This window comes from Candidatus Auribacterota bacterium, from assembly GCA_026392035.1.
In the GTDB taxonomy this organism is placed as follows: domain Bacteria; phylum Auribacterota; class Tritonobacteria; order UBA1439; family UBA1439; genus JAPLCX01.
This window is the reverse complement of record JAPLCX010000014.1, coordinates 13233-38460: the sequence shown is the minus strand read 5'-3', so window position 1 is coordinate 38460 and position 25228 is coordinate 13233. Positions and strand designations below refer to the sequence as shown.

The window sequence follows — 25228 nt, the reverse complement described above, 5'->3', positions numbered from 1 at the left end:
CGGGAATCTTGTCGGCCAGTTTTAACAGGTTTTCTTTCGTTGCTTCCGAATGCGTTAGATTTAATGTGGGATTTTTCATGCTTTAAGATTAGCACGAAAAGCCCACTATGTCACTTTATTTAAGACGTTTGTATTAGTAACGAGCAACGAGAAACCAGGAACTGTTTTTTTCCCCCTCACCCCACCCTCTCCCTCCTGGGGGAGAGGGGATAACAACAAAAAGGCGTTGCGAAGGTTAGTTTCCATATTGGGTGAGCTCACATATCCTTGATTGCTTTACAAAATCAAACCCACACAGCTTGGAAGAGAACCATTTTACTATTCTTTTTGCTCACTGGCTAATTGAAAAAGAGAAGATTTAATTACAACAGGGCACCTTCCCCACTGCCTGCCGGCAGGCAGGCCCGAGGGAAAGGGTGCGCTTCAAAGGCGGGATTGCTTCGCCCCGCATGGCGCGGGGCTCGCAATGACAGGATTTTCTTATCCGCCATTTCGGAGAAACCATCCGCCTTGACTCGCGCGAATGTTAATTGCTCGCATGGACGAGCTATCAAAATGCATAGATTGGCCTACTGAACTTCAAATGCACACGCGCTGGGGGGCCTGAGCGAAGCGAGAGATCTGGAAGAAAGAAGGATGGAGATTATGGCCGAGACTGAAGCCTCGGCTACAATCGTATCGGCTACGGGTGTGGATAACTGTAGTTAATCTGCGCCCTGGTGGGCTAATCGACCTTGACAACGTCGCCGGTCTGGAAACCAGTGCCCACGAGCGGCGTGGCGTAGGCGATCTTATCCTTCACCTTGGTCACGCTGATGCGCCCGATCTTCTTCATCTCGATGTCGAGTACCTGGCCAGTCTCAGGATCCTTGACCTCTTCCCCCTGACGGTAGACGTTGAATTCATAACCAGGCTGCATCCCGTCTTCCGAGCCGCCACGGATCATGATCTCGCCGCCCTCACCTGCCTTCACGATCTTTGACTTCCACGGCTGCTTGCTGAGCTCCGCGTCGATGAAATACACGCTGTTATCGATGCACATCTGCATCGCCTTGTTGACCGGCATGTGCTTCTGCTTGCCATGCTGTATGCTACCACCCGGTACGTACGGGAGGGCGAGGCCGCCTCCGGCGCCATGCCCCTCTGCCTTCCCCTCCATGCGCTGGGAGGCGATCACGGTGCCCGAGGTCGTATCGATCAGGTCAATGATCACCGCCATGTGGGCGCGCGATTTCCCACCAGAAATGCCCACGCCGTACATGCTGAAGCCCTTGGTATCCGAGGATTCCGCTTCGTCGTACTCTGTCACGGTGCCACGCACAAGATATTGCGCGGTGATCGCCTTGCCAATCTGCGCGGTCTTGCTCTCCGCCATGCGCCCGCTCTGTGCAAGGTCCTGCTCGCCGAACACGGTTTTGAGGAGCTCCTGCTCGCGGACGACGAATTTGCCGCTCCTGTTCAGGGCGTTGATGAGCTGCGCCTGCATGCCGGTACCAAGATTGTACTGAGAGGGGGTGTTCGCCTTATTCGTGAACTCCGCGACTGCGACAATCTTCTTCAGGCTGAGCGGGCCAGTCGCTGCAGCCCGGGCAGCCACCGCAGGAGCACCAGCCGGTGCCGCCGCGCCCGCAGGGGGAATCGCAGGGACAGGGCCAGCTCCCATCTGTCCGCCGGCCGGTGCAACTGCCTCGGAAGGAGCAGCAAGCTGGGGTGCACCCGGGCCACCGGGTGTCTCACCCTTCCGGTTGACTACCTTCTGCGGCCCCTCAAGCAGTGACTTCTGCGCCATGATGGGGATACGCAATGTTTTGCTCGTCTTGCCTCCGGAGGAATCAGTAAATCTCAGCTTTATCTTGTCTCCCTGGGTGCCGTCAACAGTGATCGCAAAGCTCCCGTCCGGATTGACGGTGGCCTCCGCCTTCTCCGCCGTATCCTTATCAAGGGAGACAACCTTTATGGGGTGGACACCCGCGACAGAACCCGGCGGCGCGGAAACAACGTATGTTCCCATGTTGCTTGCGGGCGTGAACGTGAAATTCTCTTTGTTCACCTTGCAGCTTCCCGCAACGGCGGCGCCATTCACGAGAACGAGTATCGCCGTTACCACGAAACCTGCCACAATACCTCTCATCTTCATACCATCCTCCTCTTGATTGATTAGTTTTAGCCGCGGATCTTCGCGGATTGCCGCTGACTTAAAACATTGTAAAAAAACCAATGGGTGAAAATCAATTATTCGCGCATCCGCCGGTACATATTATAACACAATCTAAGCGTTATTCAGTCTTTGGCTCTTGGGCTGCCGGGGCCGGCTTGTCCTTGAGTTTGAGGTCTATCCTGTTCCCCGTCTTGCCGGTGAGCTCGATACCCACGCTCGGCAGGTTTTCGATCCGCTTGTCAAAATCGTTCCAGAGCGCCCCATCAACCTCCGCATCGAGCTCGAGGACCTCATTCGTCCAGCTCCGCTCCGAGACATTCCTCACGCCGCGTATCGCCGCGAGATCCTTCTGGAAGGCTCGCCGGCGGTCGTTGCTGGCGTTCGAAGCGATAATCTGTATCGACACGGTATTGAATGCCTCACTCCGCCACTTTTCAAGGATCTGGCTGCGCATTGCCGAGGCGAGTTTCTCACCGGCAAGCCGGAGGGCCTCCTTCGCAGCGGTCGCACGCCCCCCCTTCACCACCCGTCCCGAGGTGACGCTCTCGCTCGCGATGATCTGCGCGTTGTCGGTCTTGATCGCCTTCGCGGATATCTGGGCGTCGCAGTGGTACACCGCCACGCCATGCGGCGCGCTCTGATCCATCTGCGCGCTCGTGGCCTCTCCCACGATCACGACCTCAGCGCCGAACCGCTTGCCGAGCGCCGCGGCCTTGGCCGGATCGTTGTAGGCGGTCTGCGTGTCACGCTCGTTGATGGCCCCCATCTGCCCCCTGTCCACGAGAGGGAAATCGAGCCGGAGAAGCTCCTTTTCCATCGCGGTCTGGGCCACCGCGCCCCCCTTCGCGAAGTCCGCGCCGTAGACCGGGTCCTCGAAGTACTCACGGATCACCACCATCATGCGCGGGTTGTTCTTCTTCTCCTTGATGATATTGAGTGCGCGGACATCCTTCTCGATCTGGGCCAGGGCCACCGTGGCCTCGATGGTGACGCTGTAGACGCCCCCCTCGCCGTTGTTGTCCTTGACGACTTTGAAGCCGGTGATATACCCCTTGACCTGCGAGAGCACCTTGTCCTCGAGGAGCTGGAAATTCTCGACCATCGTCTCAGAATCCACGATCGTGCCGATGCCCTGTTCGATTGCCCGGCGCTGGGCGCGGTTGATCGCCTCATCCTTCGCGAGCTGGAGCGCCTCCGGCCCGGTCCCGCGCACGGCTGCCTCTCCTGTGGCGACAACCGTCTTCTCGGGAATCGCGAGTGCGCCGGTGTCCACAAAAGACCACAGGGCCAATATGCCCACGATGAGAGAAACTAATCTGCAATTCTTAATCATGTCTTTACCCCCTGATTATCCGAACGGACACCACCGCACCATACCAGCTTGAAAACAGATTGCTCCGGTCGTCCTCCCGCTGAGCGGGACTCCTCGCAATGACACATTATAAAGTTTTCCGCGCTGCAAAAATTACGTAACCGTATTAATGAAAAGGTAAACTTAGCCTCTCATCAACAACCGTTCGGACAATCCCGTCCTAATGAACGACTGTGGTCTCTTCAGTAATTGGCTGTCTCTCCACAGAAACTCCAGGGGCAGGCGCGACCGGGACAATGTGCCCGGCCGGCGGCGGCACCGGCACGCCATGCACGCCCACGTCTCTCCCGCTCTCGACGTCGAGAGGGGCCATGCGCGACTGTCCGCCGATACCACGGGCGCCCTTTACCTTCACCGTGCCATCCTCTTTAACCTTGATCTTCATCTCCTTCTTCGGAGATTTCATCTCCACGATCTCACCCTGGGGGCCATACATGATATCTTTGCTGCACCCCGTGATGACGAGCGCTGTCAGAAAGCCGCTGCACCATACGAGTAACCTTTTCATTTCTTCGCTCCTCCTCATTCGTACTTCACTTTCACTCTTTCCGCGGGCTTGTACTTTATCTTGTCGCCCCCGTTCTTCGTTTCCTGCTCAACCCAGCCCTGGGGAGTAGGAACCATGTACACCTCTTTTTTGAACATACCACAGCCGGAGGCGATCATCCATGCGATAATTGCTAGAAACCCGAGTAAGCTTTTTCCGCTCATCGTCTCCCCCTCCCTGGTTTTAGACTACTGAAGGCACTGAAGACTCTGAAAATTAGTCAAGCTATTCCGCGCAGTGTCTCCTGTGCCTCATGCGCTATTCCACAACTGTTTCTGAATGGATGGGGACGCCGGGGTCGATGATTTCCTCACTCACCTTCGGAATATACCGCTTCTTGCAACCGGCAATCACCATAACGCACATTACAACCACCATGACGGCGACCACTGCCATCGCGCGCTTCATATCACAAACCTCCTCTCCTTGAATCCGAACTGATTACCTGCGCCTCCGGAGCGCGGGAACGCATCTGCGCCAATCCCGAATCTCGCCGCCCCGCACTCACTCGCTCTTTGCCAACTGCTCGCTGCTCACGATCTGCCACAGGCCACCGAGCGGCAGCTCCATCTCGATCTCTATGCTCCCATCGGGCATCACCGTGGACTCACCCACCACCTGCGCGCCCGCGAGGTACTGGCTCACCTCGGCCTTCACCTTGTCACTGACCGTCATGTAGTCACGCACGGTCGTGGTGGCGTCGATGCGCACCCCGTAGACCTTTTCCACGAGATTCCTGCGCGCGACCGCCTCGGCCGCCCTCTCGGTGTTCAGCCGCGCAGCGGTCCCCGCTTCCCCTTCCTTGGGGACGCCCGTTCCTTTGGCTCTCGCCGTCTGGCTCGCCCAGGGCGGCATCGCCGGTCCGACATCACCTGCCGGTGACGCATCGCTGGTGGGGCCCGCGGGCCGTCCCTTGAGATAGCCCCTCGCGGGGATGGCGGCATTGCCGGTGGCCGTGATCACCTTTGGGGGGCCCCAGCTGAGGATACTCTCAAACGTCGTGTCGCGGAACACGCACTGCGGGGGGAAGCCCGCGTGGTAGTGCTGGCGGATAGTGTTGAGCTCCTTGATCACGTCCTGGATCGTCACCTCGACGTCCACCTCGCAGATCCCATCAGGGAGATAGCGGTAGGGGCCCGCCTCCTTCATCCCGTTGATGAACGTGTTGAGGCTGGTCTGAATCTGGTCATTGAGAACGACAAAATCCCTCACCAGCGTGTTGCCGGACACCTTCAGCCCCTTGACGGTCTCTGCGAGGTTGCGCCGCGCATCGGTGAGCGCTCCCCGCTCCGCGAGGAGCCTCCCCTGAGGCGTCACGTTCTCCCACCCCGGTATCCCGGCCGTCTTGTAGCTCACCCCTTTGGGGGCGGCAGACTCGGCTTTCTGCCCCGGGGGCAAGCCGACGCCCGTTACGGTGAAGACGCTCTTCTTCGTGTACTGACCCATCTGGTCGACACTCGTCCTGGTCCTCTTCGGATCGGGATAGTCCAGGTTGATCCTCTTGATGCACTGCATGATCTGCTGCAGGGTCACCTTCACATCAACTTCGCAGGTGCCGTCAGGCATATACCGCGGCGGGCCATCGAGCTTCATCCCCTTCATGTAGTCGCTGAATGCCGTGGCGATCTGATCGCTCTCGGCGATATAGTCCCTGACGTATGTCTGGGAGTCAATGTGCAGGCCCTTGATCTCCTCCATGAGCTTGCGGTAGCCGTCTGCCTGCGCCGCCCTCTTGGCCATAAGCTTTTCCTGGCCGGGTGAGAGCGGCCCCTGCGCCATCACTGATCCAGACAAACCGATGAGACCTATCAGGAACAGCGTCCAGAACATCACTTTCCTCTCCATGTCGATCCTCCTTTCCTCTATCTTGTACGAAAATGCCGTGAATGATCAAGCGCCTCTTGTCCCCATCTCTCCAAACCCATGCAGCGTGTCGCGTGCGGATCGCGTGAGCTCCTGTGAGCTTTTGCACGCGCTCCGCGCAACCGCTCAACCCCCTCACCGCGAATGGCACTCAATGCCCGGGAGCTCGGACCTTGCCTAAAATCTCCCGCCATTCGGATTCGCCGATCGTCCCACCCCCTTTCTCAACGAAGAGCAACTCCCTATCTTTCCCCTTTGCCCTACCTGCCGCCGATTCAGAAGATCCCTCGCGCACACCGCCTGCAGGGATCGTCATCTCAAGATCAACCTCGACATCGCCGTTCGCATAGTAGCGAGTTTCCTTGAGCCGGGCCCCCCTGATGAATCCCTCAACATGTTCGCTGCCCGTTCCCTCTCTCGGCCCGCCATCCGACATGCCGAGCATGCCCGCCATGTTCTTATATGCCTCCACCATCGCCGCCCGCTTGGCCATAAGCCTCACCTGCGCCTTCGACGCGCTCCGCCAGGGCCGGCGCCCCCTGCCGGTGGCGATTAACGGGCCTGCCTCAGCCGCTCCAGGAGCGGGAGTCCTGGAATCACACTGGGGCTGGGCTGACACATGAGTGCCATCCTGGCCACTGAGCAGGAATAGCCCAACCGCCCCCCAGACAATAATAGCCAACCCTCGGTGCCGATGCATGTCAAAAGTAACTCCATTTCAAAACCGCCGGGCGGCCACGGTGATGAATTACGAACCCCGTCCCTCGCAGTATACCCTAAATACCGCTCCGTATATATAATCTTTAGCTGCTGCCCGCCCCTGCCCTTGCGCCTGTCATTGCGCCAATCCCGTGCGCTTCTTTTGCCTCACCGCTGTCCGTGGCGCCTTTCAACTTGAAGAGGACATTCCCATCCAAATCCACTATTTTTCGATAGCGTCCCGTCACTGTTTCAGCCCACTCCCTGAACAGCTCCCTCGCCCTCTCGTGGGTGATGTGGAATGCAACCGGCATCTCCAATGTGATCCCGCATAAATTCAACGGACCCGCCTCCAGGAGACTGTCCAGTGACGAGAAGATTTCCTGCTTCGAGAAATTATCCGGCGCATGCGCTTCCCGCTTCATCCAGACCACCCGCCCTTCATATGCCATGAAACCCTTAAGAGCCCGTCCGCATCCTCTTGTCATCGCTCTACCTACACTACAAACAAGCAAGTTGGATGCCATGCGCACAAAAAAGTCGCAACGACTGCGATTTTCGCATCGTCCTCCGCAGCAAGGTATCGCATTGTATTGCTGATGCCACCCTACAGGTCCATATTTTAAAAGCAATTTTCGCGTGCTCCATATTGGTCCATTCAGGCACCGGATTGCTACACTATACAACAGTGGAGAGTGAAGAGTGACAAGTGTAAGGTGTAAAGCTTAACGATTGAGGCAGTGAGCTACTACAATATGGAAATACCATAGCCCCCAGGGACTGCGCCCACGCATCCCGGATTGATTTTAGACGCTCGCTGTGATATAGTCATGACGCTATGGTACCTGAGCGGGATCGCGCCCATCTCAACCTCCTCGGCAAGGAGCACCTCGCGGATCTGCTCCGAGCGAGCTCCCTGCTCAACTCAACGCTCGAAGCCCACAAGGTGCTGGACTCCCTCATGGAGCTCACCAACAAACTCCTCCACACCGAGGCGAGCTCGCTGATCCTCATTGATGAGAGGGGTGAGCGCCTCTTCTTTAAGGCGAGCGCGGGGGAGAAGGCAAAGGAGATCATGTGTTTTACTCTGGACGCGGACAAGGGAATCGTGGGCTGGGTGATCAAGAACAGGAAACCGTACATCGCCCACGACGTCGCCTCGGACTCGCAATGGTCCCAGGATATCTCCAGGGAACTCGGCTTTTCCACCCGCTCGATCCTCTGCGTGCCCATCATGAGCCGCGGCAGGCTCATCGGCGCGGTAGAGGCGATCAACAAAAAAGACGACGAGCGCTTTGACGCCACTGATATCGCCCTCCTCACCGCCCTCGCCAACCACGCCGCGCTCGCGATCGAGAATGCGCGCCTGCACACGGAACTCGAGCGGGACAACGCTCAGATCATCGAGCAGCTCCGCCTGGAACACCACCTCATCGGCGACAGCCCGCCGATGAAACAGCTCATGGGGATTATCCGGAAGGTCACCACCGCCGATTCCACCGTTCTCATCCGCGGCGAGAGCGGGACGGGGAAGGAGCTCATCGCCAGGACCATACACTACAACTCACCGCGGCGGCGCAAACCGTTCACCTGCGTCAACTGCACCCTCTACAGCGAAACGCTCATCGAGAGTGAGCTCTTCGGGCACGAGCAGGGGGCCTTCACCGGCGCTTCGAAACGCCGGATCGGCCGCTTTGAACAGGCGGACAAAGGCACCGTATTTCTGGACGAGGTCGGGAGCATATCCCCCGAGGCCCAGCTCAAGCTGCTGCGCGTCCTGGAGAGCAGGGACTTCGAACGGCTGGGGGGGTCAGAGACAGTCAGGGTTGACGTGCGTATCATCGCCGCGACGAACGAGGATCTCGAGAGCGCCATCACGCGTGGACGCTTTCGCGAAGATCTCTACTACCGCCTCAAGGTAATCGAAATACACGCCCCACCGCTGCGCGAGATACGAGAAGACATCCCCAGGATGGTCGCACACTTTCTCGAAGAGCAGGCGAAACAGGTCGGCAGAAAAATCAAACAGGCGAGCCCCCGGGCCATGGAGCTCCTCATGGCCTATGCCTGGCCCGGGAATGTCCGCGAGCTCAAGAATACCATCGAGCGCGCGCTCGTCCTCGGCAGCGGCGACATCCTGCTGCCCGAGCACCTCCCGGCGGAAATAAAAACGTATACCCCCGAGAAAAAAGGGGGGGTCACGCTCGAAGACGCGGAGCGGGACCGCATCGTCCAGATTCTCGAGCGCACGCATTGGAACAAGAGCATGGCGGCAAAGATGCTCGGGATATCCCGCAACCGGTTGGACAGGAAAATCAAATCGTACAAAATAGTCCGGAACTTATAGTTCGCTATTCTTTCAACTTTACACTTTCAACCTTCAGCCGTTTTTCAGCCATTGCGCGGCGTCCTCGGCCCAGTAGGTCACAATGATATCAGCGCCGGCGCGCTTCAGCCCGGTGAGTATTTCCATGACGACCATCCGCTCGTCGAACCATCCCCTTTCCACAGCCGCCTTCACCATCGCGTACTCACCGCTCACGCTGTACGCCGCCACCGGCACGCGAAACGCGTCCTTCACCCTGCGGATGATATCACCGTACGCGAGCGCCGGCTTGACCATGACGATATCGGCGCCCTCCTCGATATCGCACGCGACCTCTCGCAGCGCCTCAACCGCGTTTGCGGGGTCCATCTGGTAGGAGCGCCTGTCGCCGAACCGGGGGGCCGATTCCGCCGCGTCACGGAACGGCCCGTAGAACGCGGAGGCGTACTTGGCGGCATACGACATGATCGGCATGTCCTGGAATCCGTTGCGATCGAGGGCGCTCCTGATCGCGCCCACGCGGCCGTCCATCATGTCGCTGGGCGCCACCATGTCCGCCCCCGCGCGCGCGTGCGCCAGCGCCGTCTCCGCGAGCAGCTCCAGCGTGGCGTCGTTGTCAATATAGTAACCGTGACTCGTGGCTCGTGGCTCGTGACTCGCTTTTATTGGTTTGGGATTTGGCCCGCCTGCCGGACGGGCAGGGATTTGCCCCGCAGGGGTTCTCGTCCCGAGACCCCCTTCGGGGTCGAGGGAGGATTTGCCTGCCCGCCGGCTGGCAGGCGGGGGATTTGCTTTAACCACGCCGCAGTGGCCGTGATCCATGTACCCACAGAGGCACACATCGGTGATGACGATCAGTCCGGGGATCTCCCTCTTGATCGCCCGGATGCTCTCGGGAATAATCCCATCCTCGGCATAGGCCCGGCTCGCGCGCGCGTCCTTCCCGTCCGGTATGCCGAAGAGGATAACGCCACCCAGGCGATGCTCCGCGATTCTGCGGCACTGCTCAACCGCCTCGTCCTGAGAGAGCTGGAACTGCCCCGGCATGGAGGGAATTGGTCTTCGCACCCCTCTCCCGGGCCTCACAAAGAGAGGCATGATCAGGGATTCAGGAGCTATCCTTGTTTCCCTCACAAGGCGGCGAAGTCCGTCCTTCATCCGCAATCGCCTCAATCGTTGAATTGGATACGCCATGGTCTACCTCCATCGGTGATGGTTCTTGTATAAGCCTCCGACCACTTCTCTGACCCCTAGCTGCATACTTATTTGTAACCGCTCAGTGAAGCAGTGATAAAGCCCCCCAGCGCTCCACTGAGGCATTACACTTATTCCATAAAAAATATTGACAGGCAACGGGCAGATCACGTATATTACATTAGATCATCATGCAGCCATGTGAAACGAAGGGGGGCAAAATGGCAAAGAAGCTTTTACTTGTTCTCATCATGTTGACCGCCGCGTGGATATCGGTCTCTGGCTGCCGCAACTATGCCTATCGGCCGAGTTTCGGGGGGGGGCCTCATCTCGATTATATGCCTTATTGGCCAATACCTGTCTTTATAAACCATGGGCCAGTACCGTACGAAGAGCTGAAGGACGTCTACCCCCCGGAGATGAACATCTCCGCGAAATAGCCGCTCGTGGGGTGTTGCTCAGAGCTTCAGCCGGTCGCCTCTGTGGCGAGGGGCCTACGGTGGCGCATGCCGGTGCGCTGCTTTTGCTTTCCCTTTTCCTTTCCAAAAATTCACGAGTGCCCTGACAAGCCCCTCATCGGCGTGCGTGCGCGCCTTGATCACAACCCGCAGCCCGTGTTCCACAGCCGCCTGCCCCGTCACAGGCCCTATGACCGCGATGACCGGCTCATGGAATTTCCTCACTGAAGATCTCTTGAGCATCTTCGCATACACCCCCACCGCCGACGGGCTCGTCAGAACCACAAGATCAACGCCTCCCTCTTCGATCAGACGCATGATCGCCCGGGCGCTGTCTCTCGATGGCAGCGCCCTGTAGACCGCTGCCTCAACGCAGCGCCCACCCAGCCTCCGGATCGCTCCGGGAAGCGCCTCGCCCGCGAGCTGACTCCGCGGCAGGAGAAACAACCGCCCCTCAATCTCCCCCCGTGAGGTGAGGGCGTCTATAATCCCTTCTGTGGTGAATTCCTTCGGCAGGCAATCCGCCCTCAAACCCCATTTCCAAAGCTCTGCCTCCGTAGCCGGACCTATGGCGCAAATCTCCGCGCGCGCGAGGGCACGGGAGTCATACCCGAGGGAATCGAGCCTGCCCATGAACGCCTGCACGCCGTTCGCACTGGTAAAAATAATCCAGTCATAGCGCGTGATCGCGGCGATCGCGCGATCGAGCGGACCGAAGCTGCGCGCGGGCTCTATCCGTATCAGCGGATAGACGAGCGGCACCGCGCCATTCCGCTCAAGGAGACGGACGATGCGTTCCGCCTGCCCCGCGGGGCGCGTCACGAGTACCCTGGCGCCCCGGAGAGGAAATGTCGCGGCGCTGCGCAGCTGTCTGCGTAGGGCGACGGTCTCACCCACAACGAGGATCGCCGGAGCCGCGACGCGACGCTTGCGGCCAATCCTGGCGATCCGGCCCAGAGGGCCGACCACCGTTCTCTGCAACGGGGTGGTTCCCCTTTCTATCAGGGCGGCCGGGAGCCGAGGGCTCTTGCCGGCCGCGAGGAAGCGGTTCACAATCTCCTCGAGGTTCTTCACGCCCATGAGCACGACGAATGTCGAGTCCGCCCTCAGCAAACGACCCCAATCCACTCCTCTCCCCCTGCCACCGTCCGCCTCGTGGCCGGTGAGGATGGTCACGGACGAGCTCACGCCCCGCATCGTGAGCGGGATGCCGGCGCACACGGGGACCGCGAGCGCCGCGGAGACGCCTGGTATGATCTCGAATGGGATGCGCTCCCGGGAAAGGCACAGGGTTTCTTCAGCCCCCCTCCCGAAAAGAATCGGATCACCGCCCTTGAGCCGTATCACCAGCTTCCCCCGACGGGCCTCACGCACGAGGAGCCTGTTAATCGCAGACTGGCTGATGCTCCGCCTGCCGCCTGACTTGCCCACACAGATTTTTTCAGCGTCTTCCCGCGCGAAGCGCAGGAGGGAGGGATTCGCGAGGTGGTCATAGAGGATGACATCCGCGAGGGAGAGGAGGCTCTTCCCCTTCTCGGTGATCAGGGTGGGATCGCCAGGACCGGCGCCGACAAGGAAGACCCTGCCCATCCGCTGTATCACCACGATGCACCCCCTCGAAGAGAAATCCCCCGCCTGCCAACCGGCGGGCAGGCAAATCCCAAATCCAAAATCACAAATCCCAATAAAATTTAGGTTCGCCTGCTCTGGCCACCTCCACGAATCGTTTTTTGAATCACCCGTTCCATGGCGCGGCGGGCGGCGGCTCTCCTGCCGCTGCGGAGAAGCCTTATGATCGCGGGGCATGACATCGCCGCGAAGACCGCAGGCCGCGCCCCTGCCGGGACGCGCCCGATGACCCGCGCCCGCGCGGAGCGCATCATGCTCAAAAGGTCAGCGTACTCACGCCCGTACCGACACTCGAGATCCCGCGCTATCCGGCTGGCCGTCGCGGGGCTGCTCCCCGCGGTCGATACGGCGATCTGCAATTGTCCGCGTCGCACTATCGCGGGGAGGAAGAAATCGCAGATCGCCGGCATATCCGCGACATTCGCGAGGATACTCCTCCGCCTGGCTGCCGCGGCTACCCGCGCGTTTACGGCGGCGGCGTCTGTCGCGCACACCACGAGAAAAACACCGCGCAGGTCGGCGGGTAAAAAAGCCCGTGTGATCAGCCTGATTTTTTTACTGCGCGCGAGACGCACAATCCCAGCATGCGCCGCCCTCGCCACCACCGTCACCCTCGCCCCAGCGGCGACGAGCCCCCTCGCCTTGCGTTCGGCGACGCGACCACCGCCCACGACAAGGCAGTGACGCCGGGCCAGATCAACGAAGATTGGAAACAGCGGGCGCAGTCGCATCAGCTATGAACCACCCTCCATCTGATCGCGCCCCCAGCCCTGGACGATCGTGTCAACGAGGAACGCATTCCGCCGCGCGTCCAGGGCGCCGTGGATCACCAGAGGCGTGGCGCGCTTCATTTCGCGGACAATCGCACCGCACTTCGCCCGATCACTCACCTCGCACCGTATCTCCCCGCCCGCGGCGGCGACGAGGAAGGTGAGTGTGCCCCCCGGAGCAATTCCCTGCTGCTGCACGGCCACGCCCTCGCCGCCGGCGAGTATCTTTACGAATCTCGCCTTGACCCTGAGCGGGCTGCCCGCGAACCTGCCGGCCGCTGCGAAGTCAGCCGCCGAAGCACCGAACCACCGCTCCACAGGCGCATCGCCTGAATGCACGCGCTCGCAGAGCGCCTGGCGCGACAGCATCATGGCCACGAGCGCCGCTACAATCCCTGTCCTCATCCGGCCTTTCCGAACAGTGACTACTATATACCACCCAATAAGCCATAGTCAACGCAAGCCCATCATGCTATACTTCCGAGTTATTCTGAGGGGGTTTCATGACACGTGACAAAAAGCTCCGCGAGATGCTGGATAGGACCGTTGACCGGATCATCCAGTCCTACAATCGCCACGGCGGCATCAACCACATCAAGGGCCCGTCGCTCCCCGCACAGGGGGAGATCATTGAAACCCTTGAGAGCCTCGTTTCAATAATCTTCCCGGGATTTTTTGAAACGAGCGACCTCAACGCGACGAACATCAAATACCACCTCGGTGCGAAGTGCGCCGCGGTGTACCAGCAGCTCGCCGACCAGATCAACAAATGCTTCCGATACTTCTGTAAAAACGAGAGCCGCTGCCGGCCGGACAGTGTTGAGTGCGGCATCGGGGAGAAGAGCTGCCTGCGCAGGTCCCATGAGATCTCAGGGCTACTGCTCAAGGAACTCCCCGCGCTCAGGAAGGCGCTCTACTCGGACGTGAGCGCGGCCTTCAGCGGAGATCCCGCGGCGAAGAGCCTTGATGAAATCATCCTCGCCTACCCGGGCCTCGCGGCGATCACCGTGTACCGCATCGCCCATGTGCTCTGGATCAAGAAGGTTCCGCTCCTCCCGCGGATCATGACGGAGCACGCCCACTCCCGCACCGGCATAGACATACACCCGGGGGCAACCATCGGCGAATATTTCATGATTGACCACGGAACCGGGGTGGTCATCGGCGAAACCACGACAATCGGGAAGAACGTGCGCATCTATCAGGGGGTGACCCTCGGCGCGCTCAGCGTGCCGCACCACGTGGAGCGATATCGCTGGAAGAAGAGACATCCGACCATCGAGGATGGCGTCACCATATACTCCGGCGCCACCATTCTCGGCGGGAAGACGGTCATCGGCAGGGGAGCGGTGATCGGCGGAAACGTCTGGCTCACCACGTCGGTCCCCGCGCACATGAGGGTCATCTTCGAACCACCCGCGTGCGCGATGCGCAGAAAAAAAAGGCGCGGCGCCTGAGCCGTGGCCCGTCGCTCGCGCCCGCCTCTCGTGATGCGGGGTGCGAGCCATGCGGCGCCGGCGATGCGCGCGCTTCAAGCAAAAGGAGGAGGTATGAGAAAGTTGCTTTTCTTCTATGTCGCCGCGGCGATTTTGTTGTGCCGGCTGGGTGCCGCTCAGGCACAGGATCAGCCGGCCGCACCATCAGAAGAAGCGGCTCAAGTTGAGCAGAAACAGGTTGTGCCGGAAGGAGAAACAGCAGCGCAACCGGAAGCGGCAAGCGCCCCCGCTGAGAAGGCAGCTCCGCAAGTTTCCGCCCCCATCGCCGCACCGGGCACCACGCAGGCGGAAGCCCCGTCAACCGCCCCCTTTATCGGCAATAAAGGGAGCAAGAAGGTTCACCGCGCCGGCTGCGAATGGGGGGCAAAGACGTCGCCGGGCAAGCGCATTTATTTCAACACGTACGAAGAGGCCGTGAAAGCCGGGTATATACCCTGCAAAACATGCAAACCAGACCTGGCTGCCGCAGGGGCGGGAGGAGGGGCTAAGTCTCAGGCACCGGCCGCCGCAGAAGGAGAACTCTGCGCGAGCGCCAACGGGAAGACGTTCCACCGCGCGAGCTGCGAATGGGCAAAGAAAATATCCGCCGCCAACCTCGTCAAATACAAGACCCGCGATGAGGCAATCGCCGCCGGGAGGAAACCGTGCTCGTTGTGCAAGCCATAGGCAGCGTCGTCAGCATCGCGCCATAGACTCTTTATTCGCTGGAAACTGGACGGCCCTCGCATCCGGAACCAATCACGGCTAAACGATAGTGGGCCCTAGGGTACGATCCCGTTAGATCCCGTCACCGGGACTGCGCACGCACCGAAACCCGATATCAGGCCAATCCACCGCATTGTATCTGTAGCGGCTCCGGGACGCGCACCTCGCGCTGTCTGATCCATGCCTCCGCCATGATCCGCCCCTTGTCACTTTGCTGTTCGACGATTGTGTATCACAGACGGGGTTATCCCTCTTCCCCCCTTCCTTCTGATAGAAGTCCTCATCCCACCAGTCCTCGCACCATTCGTAGACATTGCCCGCCATGTCGTGAACGCCATAGGGGCTGACACCCCGGGGATAGCTGCCCACTGGCATCGTAGTGTCTTCGTTTCTCTTCACGGGATCGAGCAGGAGCCAGGTCTTGTACCATTTATCCCAGTCCTTCAGGTCCCACAGCTTTTTCTTTGCGAGCCGCTCGCAGCTATTGCACAGACCCGGCTGCCACGTGTTCCCCCACGGCCAGACGCGCCCATCGGTGCCACGCGCCGCCTTCTCCCATTCTGCCTCTGTGGGGAGGCCTTTAAACGTTTAGCCTTCAGCGCCTATCCGTGCCAGTCCGCAGATAGCGTCTATAATTGCACCATCAAAAAATGGAATTTTTTTATTGACATAACAGCATCATTATGTAATATTCTGCCCGGCACGTTTACCGATGTGTCGTTGGTCTTTTTCACAACTAATCCACAACGTATTTGCGCGGGGGGGTTCATGAATTCCAAAATGATGCACGAGGATTGCGTCGCGGGCAAAAGCTACCTGATCGACATCAAGGGGAAGAAGTTCGAGGCGCGCTTCAAGGGCTATCCGGACGGCGACCAGTACAATCCCGTATTCGAGATCAGGGACGGTCTCGGCAGCGTGAAGATCATCAAGGAGTACGAAGCTCGATAGCGCTGACTCGGCCGCGCCGCGAAAAAACCCGGAGAAGTGAGGGCTCGCTCCTCAGGGTCTTTCCTTTCTAGCGTTCTCCGCTGATTGATATACTATAGAAACATGAACATCGAAACGGCACTCACCAGGGATCTCCTCCTCAAATTTATTTCTTCACCCCGGTACCGACCGATGAGGCGTGCCGAGCTGTACCGCCACTTTGGAATCACGGGCTCACAGTCTCAAGCCATGAGGCACCTCCTCGATGCCATGGAGCGCGACGGCGAGCTGGTACGCGTCAAGGAGAACCGCTACGCGCTCCCGCAGGAGCTCGGCCTGATCACCGGGAGGCTGGAGGTGACCCCCAAGGGGTTCGGCTTTGTGACTCCCTCGGGGCGGCGTGGAGAAGATGTGTACGTTCACAGTGAGAACATGTCCCACGCGATGCACGGAGACACGGTCGTGGTGAGGCTCATCGGGACAGAACGAGGGCGGAGGAGAGGGAAGGGGCCCCGACGCGAGGGGAAGGTCATTAAAATCCTCGAGCGAGCGAATGAAACGCTCGTGGGCACCCTCAACAAATCCAGCAGATTCCTCTACGTCGTGCCCGACAACCCGCGGATTCAGCACGATATCTATATCGCCCCCTGCGACACGGGAGGCGCTCGTGTGGGGCAGAAGGTCGTGGTGAAGATAACCGAGTGGGCGAGCAAACACGTGAGCCCGGAGGGTGTGATCACCTCGGTGCTGGGAGACGCCGGCGACCCCACAACTGATCTCCTCTCCATCATACACCAGCGCGGACTCAGAACGGATTTTTCACACGCCCTCCTCCGGGAGGCGCTGCGCGCAAGCCAGGAATCAGGCGCCCATCCGCTCAGGGGGCGCGAGGACCTGCGCGGCGACACGACGTTCACTATCGATCCAGTGGACGCGCGGGATTTCGACGATGCGGTGTCGCTCACCCGCAGCGGGAGCAACTGGATCCTCGGCGTCCACATCGCGGATGTCGCTCACTACGTCGCTCCAGGCAGCCTCCTCGATGAGGAGGCGCGCGCGCGCTCCACGAGCGTCTATTTTCCCTCGCGGGTGCTCCCCATGCTCCCCGAAACACTCTCCAATGGCGTATGCAGCCTGAAGGAAAATGAAGACCGGCTGACCCAGAGCGTGTTCATCACCTTCTCGCAGCAGGGCCGCGTGCTCGACTGCCGCTTCCCTGAAACGGTCATCCGCTCCCGCAAACGCTTTACCTATTCGAGGGTGGGTTCTCTCCTGCGCGGCGAGGCCCCGCCCGAGGAGGAGACGGAACGCGCACTCCTGCCCGTGCTCAAGGAGATGGAAGGGCTCGCGCTCACCTTGAGGAAGAACCGGTTCACGCGCGGCGCGCTCGACCTCGACATGCCCGAGGAGCTGATCGAGTACGACGGGGAGGGGCACGTCACCGGCGTGCGGTGCGAGGAGTTCGACAATTCACACATCATGATCGAGGAGTTCATGCTCGCCGCCAACGAGGCGGTCGGGGGCTACCTCGTCTCCCGCGGCGTTCCGACCCTCTGGCGCGTGCATGACCCGCCCGATGACGAAGACCTGTGCGAGTACCTCGAGCTCATCAAGCCGTTCGGCTACTCCATACGCGACATACACGACAAGCGGGCCCTCCAGGCCTTCCTTGACCAGCTGAAGGGCACACCCGAATCGTACGCCCTCCACCTCGCGTTCCTGCGCTCGCTGAAGCTCGCGGTATACTCAACCCGCAACACCGGCCACTACGGCCTTGGCTGCCTCAACTACCTCCACTTCACCTCCCCCATCCGGAGATATCCTGACCTCATCACGCATCGGTTCCTGCGGCAGGCGCGCGCCGGGAAGAAGGTCGCCGCTCCTCCCGGCCTCGAGGAGCTCGCCGCGCACTGCTCCGAGGCCGAGGAGACCGCAGAGGGGGCTGAGCGGGAGTGCCTGAAGCTCAGGAAACTGCAGTACATCAAATCCCACCTTGACGCAGGCACCATCGACCTCCTCACGGGCGTCATCACGGAGATAAGGGATTTCGGCCTATCGGTGTACCTCAACGACTACCTCCTCCAGGGACTCGTGCACGTGTCCAGCCTCACGGATGACTTCTATCGGGTCGCCAGAAACAGGGCAAGCATGATCGGCCAGCGGACGAAGCGGAGATTCCGGGTGGGAGACACCGTGACCGTCCAGGTCGCGCGCGTGGACATGCTCAAGCGTGAGGTTGATTTCATCCTGCACGAGGGAGCCGTCCGGCGGAAGTAGCCCCTGCGGGATTCTTTTGCATTAACTTTACCCCATCCCTGCGCTATAATCTCCTGCACAGTATATCAGGCCCATCTTCACGTCAATCCATGCCGTGCGGGGCGGGAGAGGAGCGTGCATCAATGGCCATGAAAGAAGCCATCGACCAGGTCCTGCGTGCCGAGGCTGAAGGCAAGAAGCTGATCGCCGAGGCGAGATCGAGCGCGGAGAAAATGCTCGTGGACGTCGAGACGCGCGCGAGGGAAATTGTGGAGCGCGCGGTCGGGGAGGCGAACGAAGCGGCGGAATCCGGGCGGGCCCGGGCGCGCAGCGAGAGCGACGCGGCGCGGTCAAAAATCCTTGCGGATACCGGCGCCCGGGTGAAGCGGGATGCCCGGGAGCGGGAGGCAGGGGTAGCCGCGGCCGTGCACAGGGCGATGGAGTTCCTCCTGCGATGAAATCGCTGAAGAAATACGTCTATCTGAACGCCCTCCTTCGGGCCAGGTTGAGCAGGTGTCTCGACACGCGCGAGATGAGCGCGCTCACCGGCGCGGCGGACATGAGCGAAGTTGCGTCGCTCCTGAGAGGCACCGATTACAGGGAACTCTCCGCGCTCATCGAATCAGGAGCCCCCCTGAAGCTCATTGAAAAGGCCCTCCTGAAAATAGAGATCGGGCGGTACCGGAGCGCCCTCGGCCACGCGCGGGGCGCTGTGGCGAACCTCATCTTCTCGCTCATGGAACGGTACGACGTGGGAAAGGTGCAGGGGCTGCTGAGGCTCTGGAGAGAAAAGGAGTGGGGGGAACGAGACAGCATCATTGAAGAGAAGATATGCTGGGATATCCCGGTGGACGACATCCTGAAGGCAGCGAGCATCGAGGAGATCATTCTCCTCCTTGATGCCACCCCGTACAAGAAGGCGCTCATGGCCGGCTATGAGCGCTATCGCCGCTCAGGACAGCTCTTCCCCCTGGAGGTGGCGCTTGAAGCCGACTACTTCCGCAGGCTGTGGGAAACCATCGAAACACTCGGCAACCTGGATAGCTCTGTGGCAGCCAGGATCATGGGTATCGAGATCGATGTCCGCAACATAGAGATCCTCCTCAGGTTGAAGCGGTACTCCAGTCTCCCTGCGGGCGATGCGCGCGGCGTGCTGCTGCCCGGCGGATTGCATCTCAGCGAGCAGATCCTGGTAGACGCCTACTCATCGAGGGATGCCCGAGCGCTCATCGCCGCCCTCCGGACGATGCCGCTGCCTCCCCTCAGGTCAATGGCCGGGGAGAGGGGGACGATTGATCAGCTGCGGCTCATCCAGGCGCTCCTCGGAGAAATTCTCGAACGCGAGGCGCGGCGGGCGCTCGGAGGGTATCCGTTCACCATCGGCACCGTGATTGCCTACTTCGCCCTGGTGAGGGCGGAGGGGCACGCATTGCGGAGGATCCTCGCGGGGAAAAGCCTGGGACTCCCAATGGAGCGTATAATACGCTCCGTTGGAATTTGAAATTGTAAATTGAAAATTGTAAATTTGAAATTTACAATTCCGGAGGTAACGTGTTCACACCGGAGAAGATGAGGCAGGTGAGCCTGCTCGTGCTCAAAGAGGACGTGGACGCCGTCACCGAGACGATCGCCGAGGACGGGGTCATGCACCTCACTGACTTCAGCGAGATCGAGGGTTGGGCTCAGGACCTGAGCGCGGTCCACGCATCGGAGGCGCTCGAGCGCGCGGGAAAGCTCGAAAAGAAACTCAGGGAGCTCGCGGCAGGAATAGGGATCAGGGATCTCCCGAAGACGATTTCCTCGGCCACGCAGTACATGACGCTCGCCGACCTCGAGGAGGCTGAAAGAAAGGTTGCGGAGGCGGAGGCAGAGGTGAGCGGGCTTGTCGTGGGGCGGGAATCGAAGGCCCAGGAACTTGAGAAGCTCCTAAAAATGTCCGAGGAACTGAAAGTATTTGCCCCACTGGGGGGGATCGAGCCAGGTGCGCGCTACTCTTTCCTGGAAGTAGTCACCGGAAAGGTGCCGCGTCCACACCTGCCGCTGATCGAGCGAGCGATGGAAGGGGTCCCCCTCATCCTCATGCCGTTAAGCATGGAGGGGGACATGGTCACGTTGGTGGCGCTCACGCTCAAACGGGATAAGGCAGCCCTCGATCGCGCGCTCCAGGAGGCGTCGTTCGAGAAGGTGATACCCCCCTCCGGACTATCGGAGCTCTCAGGGGACGCGCAGAGAACACTGGCTCAGAAAACAGATGCGCTCCGGCGCGAGCTGAGTGCCATGGACGAGGAGATCGCCGCCGCGCGGCGCCGCTACCGGCAGCCCTTCCAGGAGATAAGCGAACGGATCAACTGCACGAAGCTCCTCGCGCGGGCGAGGGGCTACTTCCGAAAGACGGGGAGCGCCTGCCTGATCTCAGGGTGGGTGCCTGAGAAGGATATCCCCGAGCTCTCCCGCGCGCTCGACACGGTCACCTCAGGCCACTGCTACCTCGAAACGCGCAAGCCGGACGAGATCTCCGCAGTGAGGGGAGGGAGGGTGAAGGTACCCGTGCTTCTCAAAAACCCCCTGTTCATTCGCCCGTTCGAGCTGCTCACGTCCGCCTACGGCATCCCCGCATACCATGCGACCGATCCCACGATATTTGTCGCGATCACGTTCCTGATCATGTTCGGCGTGATGTTCGGCGATATCGGGGACGGGCTGGTGCTCGCACTGCTCGGGGCGTTTCTCGCCGGCCGCCGGTACAAGGAGCAGGTGCGGGGGATCGGGGCGCTGGTCCTCTCCTGCGGACTCTCCTCGATGGTGTGTGGTTTTCTCTATGGCAGTTTCTTCGGCGTGGAGCGGTGGTTCCCGCCGCTCTGGATGCGCCCCATGAACAACATATTATTCTTCATCAAAACCGCGATTTACTTCGGCGTCGCGGTCGTGAGCCTGGGGATTCTCATCAACATCGTCGACGCGCTCAGGAGCCGCGACTGGATCAAGGGGGTCTTCGACAAGGCGGGCCTGCTCGCGGGCGTCATCTACTGGGGGGGAGTCGGGCTGGTCATCAACCTGCTCGTGCTCGGGGGGGCGGGACTCAGCCGGTCCCTGGTGATGCTGCTCGTGGGGGTCCCGGTGCTCCTGCTCTTCATGAAGGCGCCCGTGCAGCGCCTCCTGGGCGAGAGCGCGAAGCTCTTCCCCGAGGGGGTCATGACCTATTTCATGGAGACGATCATCGAGGTCGTGGAGATCTTCCTCAGCTTCCTCGCGAATACGCTCTCCTTCATACGGGTGGCCGCTTTTGCGCTTGCGCACGCCATGCTCTTTATGGCAGTCTTTACCCTGGCCGATGCGGTCAGAAATACCCCCGGCGGCACCCTCGTTTCCCTTCTCCTGATTGTCGTGGGAAATTTCCTCATCATTCTCCTGGAGGGCATCATCGTCACCATTCAGGCGATCAGGCTTGAGTACTATGAATTCTTCGGCAAATTTTTCAGCGAAGAGGGCACCAGATATGAGCCGGTGAAGATTGGCTGATGGTTCAGGGTTGAGTGTTGCGGGTGCCATAGTGCATGGTCGGTTTTCCCCTCAACCCTCGACTCTCAACGATCAACCAGCAATGAAAGGAGGAAGCCAATGAGCGCCATGGTCGAGAGGAGGCTGCGCGAATTCATAAGAATCTCTCTCCTCATCATGTCAACCATCGTGGTGGTGGTCATCCTGGCGGGAGGTGTGTACGCGGTGTACGCCCAGGCTGATGGCGCGGCCGCCAAAAACGTGGACCCATCAGTGATGTGCTGGGGGTTTCTCGCGGCCGCAATCGCTGTCGGTGTGGGGTCTGTGGCCGCGGGCCTTGCCGTTGCGTACGTCGGGGCGGCGGCCCTCGGGGCGATCGGAGAAAAACCGGAGCTCTTTGGGCGGGCGATCATCTTCGTGGGGCTGGCGGAAGGCATCGCGATCTACGGCTTGATCATCGCCATATTTATACTGATGCGCATCTGAGGAGCGCGGGTGCGAGATGTCCTATTTTATCATCGGGGATGAAGAGACGGTAATCGGGTTCCGCCTCGCGGGCATCACCGGGCGCGCCGCGCACAGTCCATACGAGGCGCGTGAGGCGCTCAAGGTGGCCACCGCCACCGAGGGGGTAACCATCATCGTGATCACCGAGCGGCTCGCGGCCGAGGTGAAGGCTGATCTGAAGGGGTACTACCCGCTCAATTTCCCGCTGATCATTCAAATACCCGACCGCAAGGGGCCAATGGGTGAGCGGAAGTCGATCCACGACATAATCAGATCGGCTGTGGGAGTGAATATATAATGGAAGACAAAGGCGCCCGGGAACTCTGCCGCACGATCGCTGAGGATTCCCGGAATCAGGCCGCGGAGATCCTCCGCAGGGCGGAGGAGAAGGCCTCCGCGCGGCTCGGTGAGGCGCGTGAGGCGGCCGCGCGCGCCGCGGGCGAAATTAGCCGGCAGGCGGAGATGGGCGCCGCGCGCGATATGAAGCGGGCCATATCAAAGGTACAGCTTGAATCCAGAAAGCTCGAGCTCCTGGGGAGGGAAACGCTCATCACGGAGGTCCTGCGGCGAGTGAGCGCGCGCATCGCGAAGCTCCGCACCGAGCCGGGCTACCCGGATACCCTGAAACACCTGATCATTGACGGCGTGACGAACCTCGGAGAAAAAGAGGTTGAGCTCCTGGTCGCGAAGGAGGACCGATGGATGTTCACTGAAGCCTTCATGCGCCGGCTCACTGATGAACTCGCCACGAGAGGAATCGCGGGGGTTTCACTCGGCCTCTCGGCGGACGCGATCATGGGGACGGGTGTCGTCATCAGGGCCCGCACGGGCAGGATCGAGATACACAACACGCTGGAAGGCAGGATGGACCGCATGCACAGGGAGCTCAGGCTCCTCGTCGCAAAGGCAATTTTCGGGAAAGGCGAAACAGGATGAACGCAGATGCACACTGATAATAATTCTGAAAGTCTAAAAAACTATCTGCGTTTATCTGCGTGCATCCTGTTCCAAAATCAATGAACAATATCTTATCGAACAGAATCATCGGGTATGTGAGCCGGGTGGTGGGGCCGCTCGTGCAGGCGCGCGGGGTCAAAGACGCCCAGATGCTCGAGATGGTCGAGGTCGGCGACGACCGCCTCATCGGGGAGATCGTGCGCCTGGATGGGGAGAAGGCCTCCATCCAGGTCTATGAGGATACCACCGGTATCAGACCCGGCGAGCACGTCTACGGCTCGGGGATGCCCCTCTCGGTCGAGCTGGGGCCGGGGCTCCTCGGCACGATTTACGACGGTATCCAACGCCCGCTGCAGGTGATCCGCGACCAATCCAACCAGTACATCCAGCGGGGCATTCACCTGCCGGCGCTGGACAGGGAGAAGATATGGCTGGTGAAGCCGCGCTCCAAGACCGGGGAACGGGTCGAGGGCGGCCAGGTCATCGCCTCACTCCAGGAAACGCAGATCATAGAACACTTGGTGATGGTGCCTCCGGATCTCTCGGGCACGCTCAGCATGATCGCCCCGGAGGGGGAGTACCGCCTGGATGACACCATCGCCCTCATCCAGACGGGGGCGGGTGAGCGGCCGCTCACGCTCTGCCAGCGGTGGCCTGTCCGCAGGGGGCGCCCCTACAGAAAAAAGCTTTCCCCCTCGACCATGCTTGTCACCGGCCAGCGCGTCATCGATACCCTCTTCCCCATTGCCAAGGGGGGAGCGGTGGCGGTTCCCGGAGGGTTCGGCACCGGAAAGACGATCATTCAGCATGCCCTTGCCAGATGGTGCGATGCCCACGTGATCGTATTCATCGGGTGCGGCGAGAGGGGCAATGAGATGACTGATGTGCTCACCGAATTTCCCAAGCTGCTCGACCCGCGCACGGGAAAACCGCTGATGGAGCGGACGATCATGATCGCCAATACCTCGAACATGCCGGTCGCCGCGCGCGAGGCGTCCATCTACACCGGTATTGCCCTCGCCGAATACTACCGCGATATGGGATACCATGTCGCCGTGATGGCGGATTCCACATCGCGCTGGGCGGAGGCGCTCCGGGAGCTCTCCGGGCGCATGGAGGAGCTGCCCGCGGACGAGGGCTTCCCCTCCTACCTCCCGACGCGGCTCGCGGAGTTCTATGAGCGGGCGGGCATGGTGGTCAACCTCGGTGGCAGTGAGGGCTCGATATCGGTCATCGGTTCCGTGTCGCCCCCCGGTGGCGACTTCTCGGAGCCTGTCACGCAGCACACCAAGCGCTTCATCCGAGCCCTCTGGGTGCTCGACCGGCAACTCGCCAACGCGCGCCACTACCCCGCGGTGAGCTGGCTCGATTCCTACAGCGAGTATGTTGACGATCTGGGCGCCTGGTGGAGTGAACAGGGCATGCCGGAGTGGAGGGAGCTGAGGCGCGACATCATGGCCCTGCTCCAGCAGGAGAACCGCCTCCAGCAGGTCGTGAAGCTGGTGGGGCCTGATGTGCTGCCGGATTCGCAGCGTATCATACTCGAGGCCTGCGGCCTCTTTAAAACCGCCTTCCTTCAGCAGGACGTGTTCGCCGAGATTGATATGTATTCTCCCCTCGAGAAACAGGTGAAGATGCTCAAACTCATCGTCCGCTTCTATCAACTCGGGAGCCGCGCCATCCAGAGAGGCGCGACGCTGGTCGCGGTGAGGGGGCTCAAGATCTACCGGGATATCATGAGGATGAGATTCACGGTGAAAAATGACGAGCTGCAGAAGCTCGACGGGATGATGGCCGACCTGGAACGGGCGATGGGGGAGCTGGAATCGCGCTATGCGCGGATGTGAAATTGGAAATTGTAAA

General features: G+C 60.4%; 25 protein-coding genes and 1 pseudogene. 13 read left to right on the top strand and 13 right to left on the bottom strand.

From position 1 onward, the window contains the following. Nucleotides 1-724: 724 nt before the first annotated feature. The 8 genes from NTX71_01320 to NTX71_01285 all read right to left on the bottom strand — a co-directional run bounded on the left by NTX71_01320 (nt 725) and on the right by NTX71_01285 (nt 7064). On the bottom strand, nt 725-2137 hold the full coding sequence (locus tag NTX71_01320; GenBank protein MCX6338545.1) for a hypothetical protein: 1413 nt from the start codon (nt 2135-2137) through the stop codon (nt 725-727). A 139-nt stretch (nt 2138-2276) separates the two neighbouring features. Then, nucleotides 2277-3491 carry a hypothetical protein gene (locus NTX71_01315; protein ID MCX6338544.1) on the bottom strand — a complete coding sequence of 405 codons (1215 nt, stop codon included), beginning with the start codon at nt 3489-3491 and terminating at the stop codon, nt 2277-2279. Between the two features lie 199 nt (nt 3492-3690). Next, nucleotides 3691-4038: a hypothetical protein gene (locus NTX71_01310; GenBank protein MCX6338543.1), complete on the bottom strand. Its 348-nt coding sequence runs from the start codon at nt 4036-4038 to the stop codon at nt 3691-3693. Between the two features lie 14 nt (nt 4039-4052). Then, nucleotides 4053-4241 (bottom strand): hypothetical protein, encoded by a 189-nt coding sequence (locus NTX71_01305; protein ID MCX6338542.1) that lies wholly within the window; start codon nt 4239-4241, stop codon nt 4053-4055. A gap of 94 nt (nt 4242-4335) precedes the next feature. After that, the gene (locus NTX71_01300; GenBank protein MCX6338541.1) at nt 4336-4485 is read right to left on the bottom strand and encodes a hypothetical protein; all 150 of its coding nucleotides are present in this window, start codon (nt 4483-4485) and stop codon (nt 4336-4338) included. A gap of 96 nt (nt 4486-4581) precedes the next feature. Continuing rightward, the gene (locus tag NTX71_01295; GenBank protein MCX6338540.1) at nt 4582-5922 is read right to left on the bottom strand and encodes a hypothetical protein; all 1341 of its coding nucleotides are present in this window, start codon (nt 5920-5922) and stop codon (nt 4582-4584) included. Between the two features lie 169 nt (nt 5923-6091). Then, nucleotides 6092-6640 carry a hypothetical protein gene (locus NTX71_01290; GenBank protein MCX6338539.1) on the bottom strand — a complete coding sequence of 183 codons (549 nt, stop codon included), beginning with the start codon at nt 6638-6640 and terminating at the stop codon, nt 6092-6094. Nucleotides 6641-6743: 103 nt separating this feature from the next. Then, nucleotides 6744-7064 carry a hypothetical protein gene (locus tag NTX71_01285; protein ID MCX6338538.1) on the bottom strand — a complete coding sequence of 107 codons (321 nt, stop codon included), beginning with the start codon at nt 7062-7064 and terminating at the stop codon, nt 6744-6746. 413 nt (nt 7065-7477) lie between these two features. Here NTX71_01285 and NTX71_01280 point away from each other — a divergent pair, with 413 nt between their 5' ends. Continuing rightward, a complete protein-coding gene (locus NTX71_01280; protein MCX6338537.1) occupies nt 7478-8986 on the top strand; it encodes a sigma 54-interacting transcriptional regulator in 1509 nt (502 codons plus the stop codon). A gap of 33 nt (nt 8987-9019) precedes the next feature. Here the strand turns inward: NTX71_01280 and hemB are convergent, their stop codons facing one another. Continuing rightward, a complete protein-coding gene (gene hemB / locus NTX71_01275; GenBank protein ID MCX6338536.1) occupies nt 9020-10159 on the bottom strand; it encodes a porphobilinogen synthase in 1140 nt (379 codons plus the stop codon). 221 nt (nt 10160-10380) lie between these two features. Here hemB and NTX71_01270 point away from each other — a divergent pair, with 221 nt between their 5' ends. Further along, nucleotides 10381-10599 (top strand): hypothetical protein, encoded by a 219-nt coding sequence (locus NTX71_01270; protein MCX6338535.1) that lies wholly within the window; start codon nt 10381-10383, stop codon nt 10597-10599. 54 nt (nt 10600-10653) lie between these two features. Here NTX71_01270 and cobA read toward each other — a convergent pair whose 3' ends face one another. From cobA to NTX71_01255, 3 genes are all read right to left on the bottom strand, one after another. After that, nucleotides 10654-12222: a uroporphyrinogen-III C-methyltransferase gene (gene cobA, locus NTX71_01265; GenBank protein MCX6338534.1), complete on the bottom strand. Its 1569-nt coding sequence runs from the start codon at nt 12220-12222 to the stop codon at nt 10654-10656. An 86-nt stretch (nt 12223-12308) separates the two neighbouring features. After that, nucleotides 12309-12977 (bottom strand): bifunctional precorrin-2 dehydrogenase/sirohydrochlorin ferrochelatase, encoded by a 669-nt coding sequence (locus tag NTX71_01260; protein ID MCX6338533.1) that lies wholly within the window; start codon nt 12975-12977, stop codon nt 12309-12311. A 3-nt stretch (nt 12978-12980) separates the two neighbouring features. Then, nucleotides 12981-13421 (bottom strand): hypothetical protein, encoded by a 441-nt coding sequence (locus NTX71_01255; protein ID MCX6338532.1) that lies wholly within the window; start codon nt 13419-13421, stop codon nt 12981-12983. A gap of 98 nt (nt 13422-13519) precedes the next feature. Here NTX71_01255 and NTX71_01250 point away from each other — a divergent pair, with 98 nt between their 5' ends. Both NTX71_01250 and NTX71_01245 read left to right on the top strand, forming a co-directional pair. Then, the gene (locus NTX71_01250) at nt 13520-14473 is read left to right on the top strand and encodes a serine acetyltransferase (protein ID MCX6338531.1); all 954 of its coding nucleotides are present in this window, start codon (nt 13520-13522) and stop codon (nt 14471-14473) included. A 93-nt stretch (nt 14474-14566) separates the two neighbouring features. Continuing rightward, on the top strand, nt 14567-15178 hold the full coding sequence (locus NTX71_01245; protein ID MCX6338530.1) for a hypothetical protein: 612 nt from the start codon (nt 14567-14569) through the stop codon (nt 15176-15178). A 111-nt stretch (nt 15179-15289) separates the two neighbouring features. On the opposite strand, the pseudogene NTX71_01240 reads toward NTX71_01245, so the two are convergent. Then, nucleotides 15290-15781, bottom strand: a pseudogene (locus NTX71_01240) (SUMF1/EgtB/PvdO family nonheme iron enzyme). A 204-nt stretch (nt 15782-15985) separates the two neighbouring features. Between NTX71_01240 and NTX71_01235 the strand changes: the two are divergent. The 9 genes from NTX71_01235 to NTX71_01195 all read left to right on the top strand — a co-directional run bounded on the left by NTX71_01235 (nt 15986) and on the right by NTX71_01195 (nt 25212). Continuing rightward, entirely contained in the window at nt 15986-16168 is a 183-nt protein-coding gene (locus NTX71_01235; protein MCX6338529.1) for a hypothetical protein, read from the top strand. A gap of 102 nt (nt 16169-16270) precedes the next feature. After that, the gene (gene rnr, locus NTX71_01230; protein ID MCX6338528.1) at nt 16271-18424 is read left to right on the top strand and encodes a ribonuclease R; all 2154 of its coding nucleotides are present in this window, start codon (nt 16271-16273) and stop codon (nt 18422-18424) included. Nucleotides 18425-18546: 122 nt separating this feature from the next. After that, entirely contained in the window at nt 18547-18861 is a 315-nt protein-coding gene (locus NTX71_01225) for a hypothetical protein (protein MCX6338527.1), read from the top strand. Then, a complete protein-coding gene (locus NTX71_01220; protein ID MCX6338526.1) occupies nt 18858-19904 on the top strand; it encodes a V-type ATPase subunit in 1047 nt (348 codons plus the stop codon). The genes NTX71_01225 and NTX71_01220 overlap by 4 nt, the downstream gene beginning before the upstream one ends. A 50-nt stretch (nt 19905-19954) precedes the next feature. Next, on the top strand, nt 19955-21922 hold the full coding sequence (locus NTX71_01215) for a hypothetical protein (GenBank protein ID MCX6338525.1): 1968 nt from the start codon (nt 19955-19957) through the stop codon (nt 21920-21922). 99 nt (nt 21923-22021) lie between these two features. Beyond that, a complete protein-coding gene (locus NTX71_01210; GenBank protein MCX6338524.1) occupies nt 22022-22387 on the top strand; it encodes an ATP synthase subunit C in 366 nt (121 codons plus the stop codon). 16 nt (nt 22388-22403) lie between these two features. Continuing rightward, entirely contained in the window at nt 22404-22706 is a 303-nt protein-coding gene (locus NTX71_01205) for a V-type ATP synthase subunit F (GenBank protein MCX6338523.1), read from the top strand. Further along, the gene (locus tag NTX71_01200) at nt 22706-23344 is read left to right on the top strand and encodes a V-type ATP synthase subunit E family protein (GenBank protein ID MCX6338522.1); all 639 of its coding nucleotides are present in this window, start codon (nt 22706-22708) and stop codon (nt 23342-23344) included. The genes NTX71_01205 and NTX71_01200 overlap by 1 nt, the downstream gene beginning before the upstream one ends. Before the next feature lie 80 nt (nt 23345-23424). Then, nucleotides 23425-25212: a V-type ATP synthase subunit A gene (locus NTX71_01195; GenBank protein ID MCX6338521.1), complete on the top strand. Its 1788-nt coding sequence runs from the start codon at nt 23425-23427 to the stop codon at nt 25210-25212. Nucleotides 25213-25228: the final 16 nt, after the last annotated feature.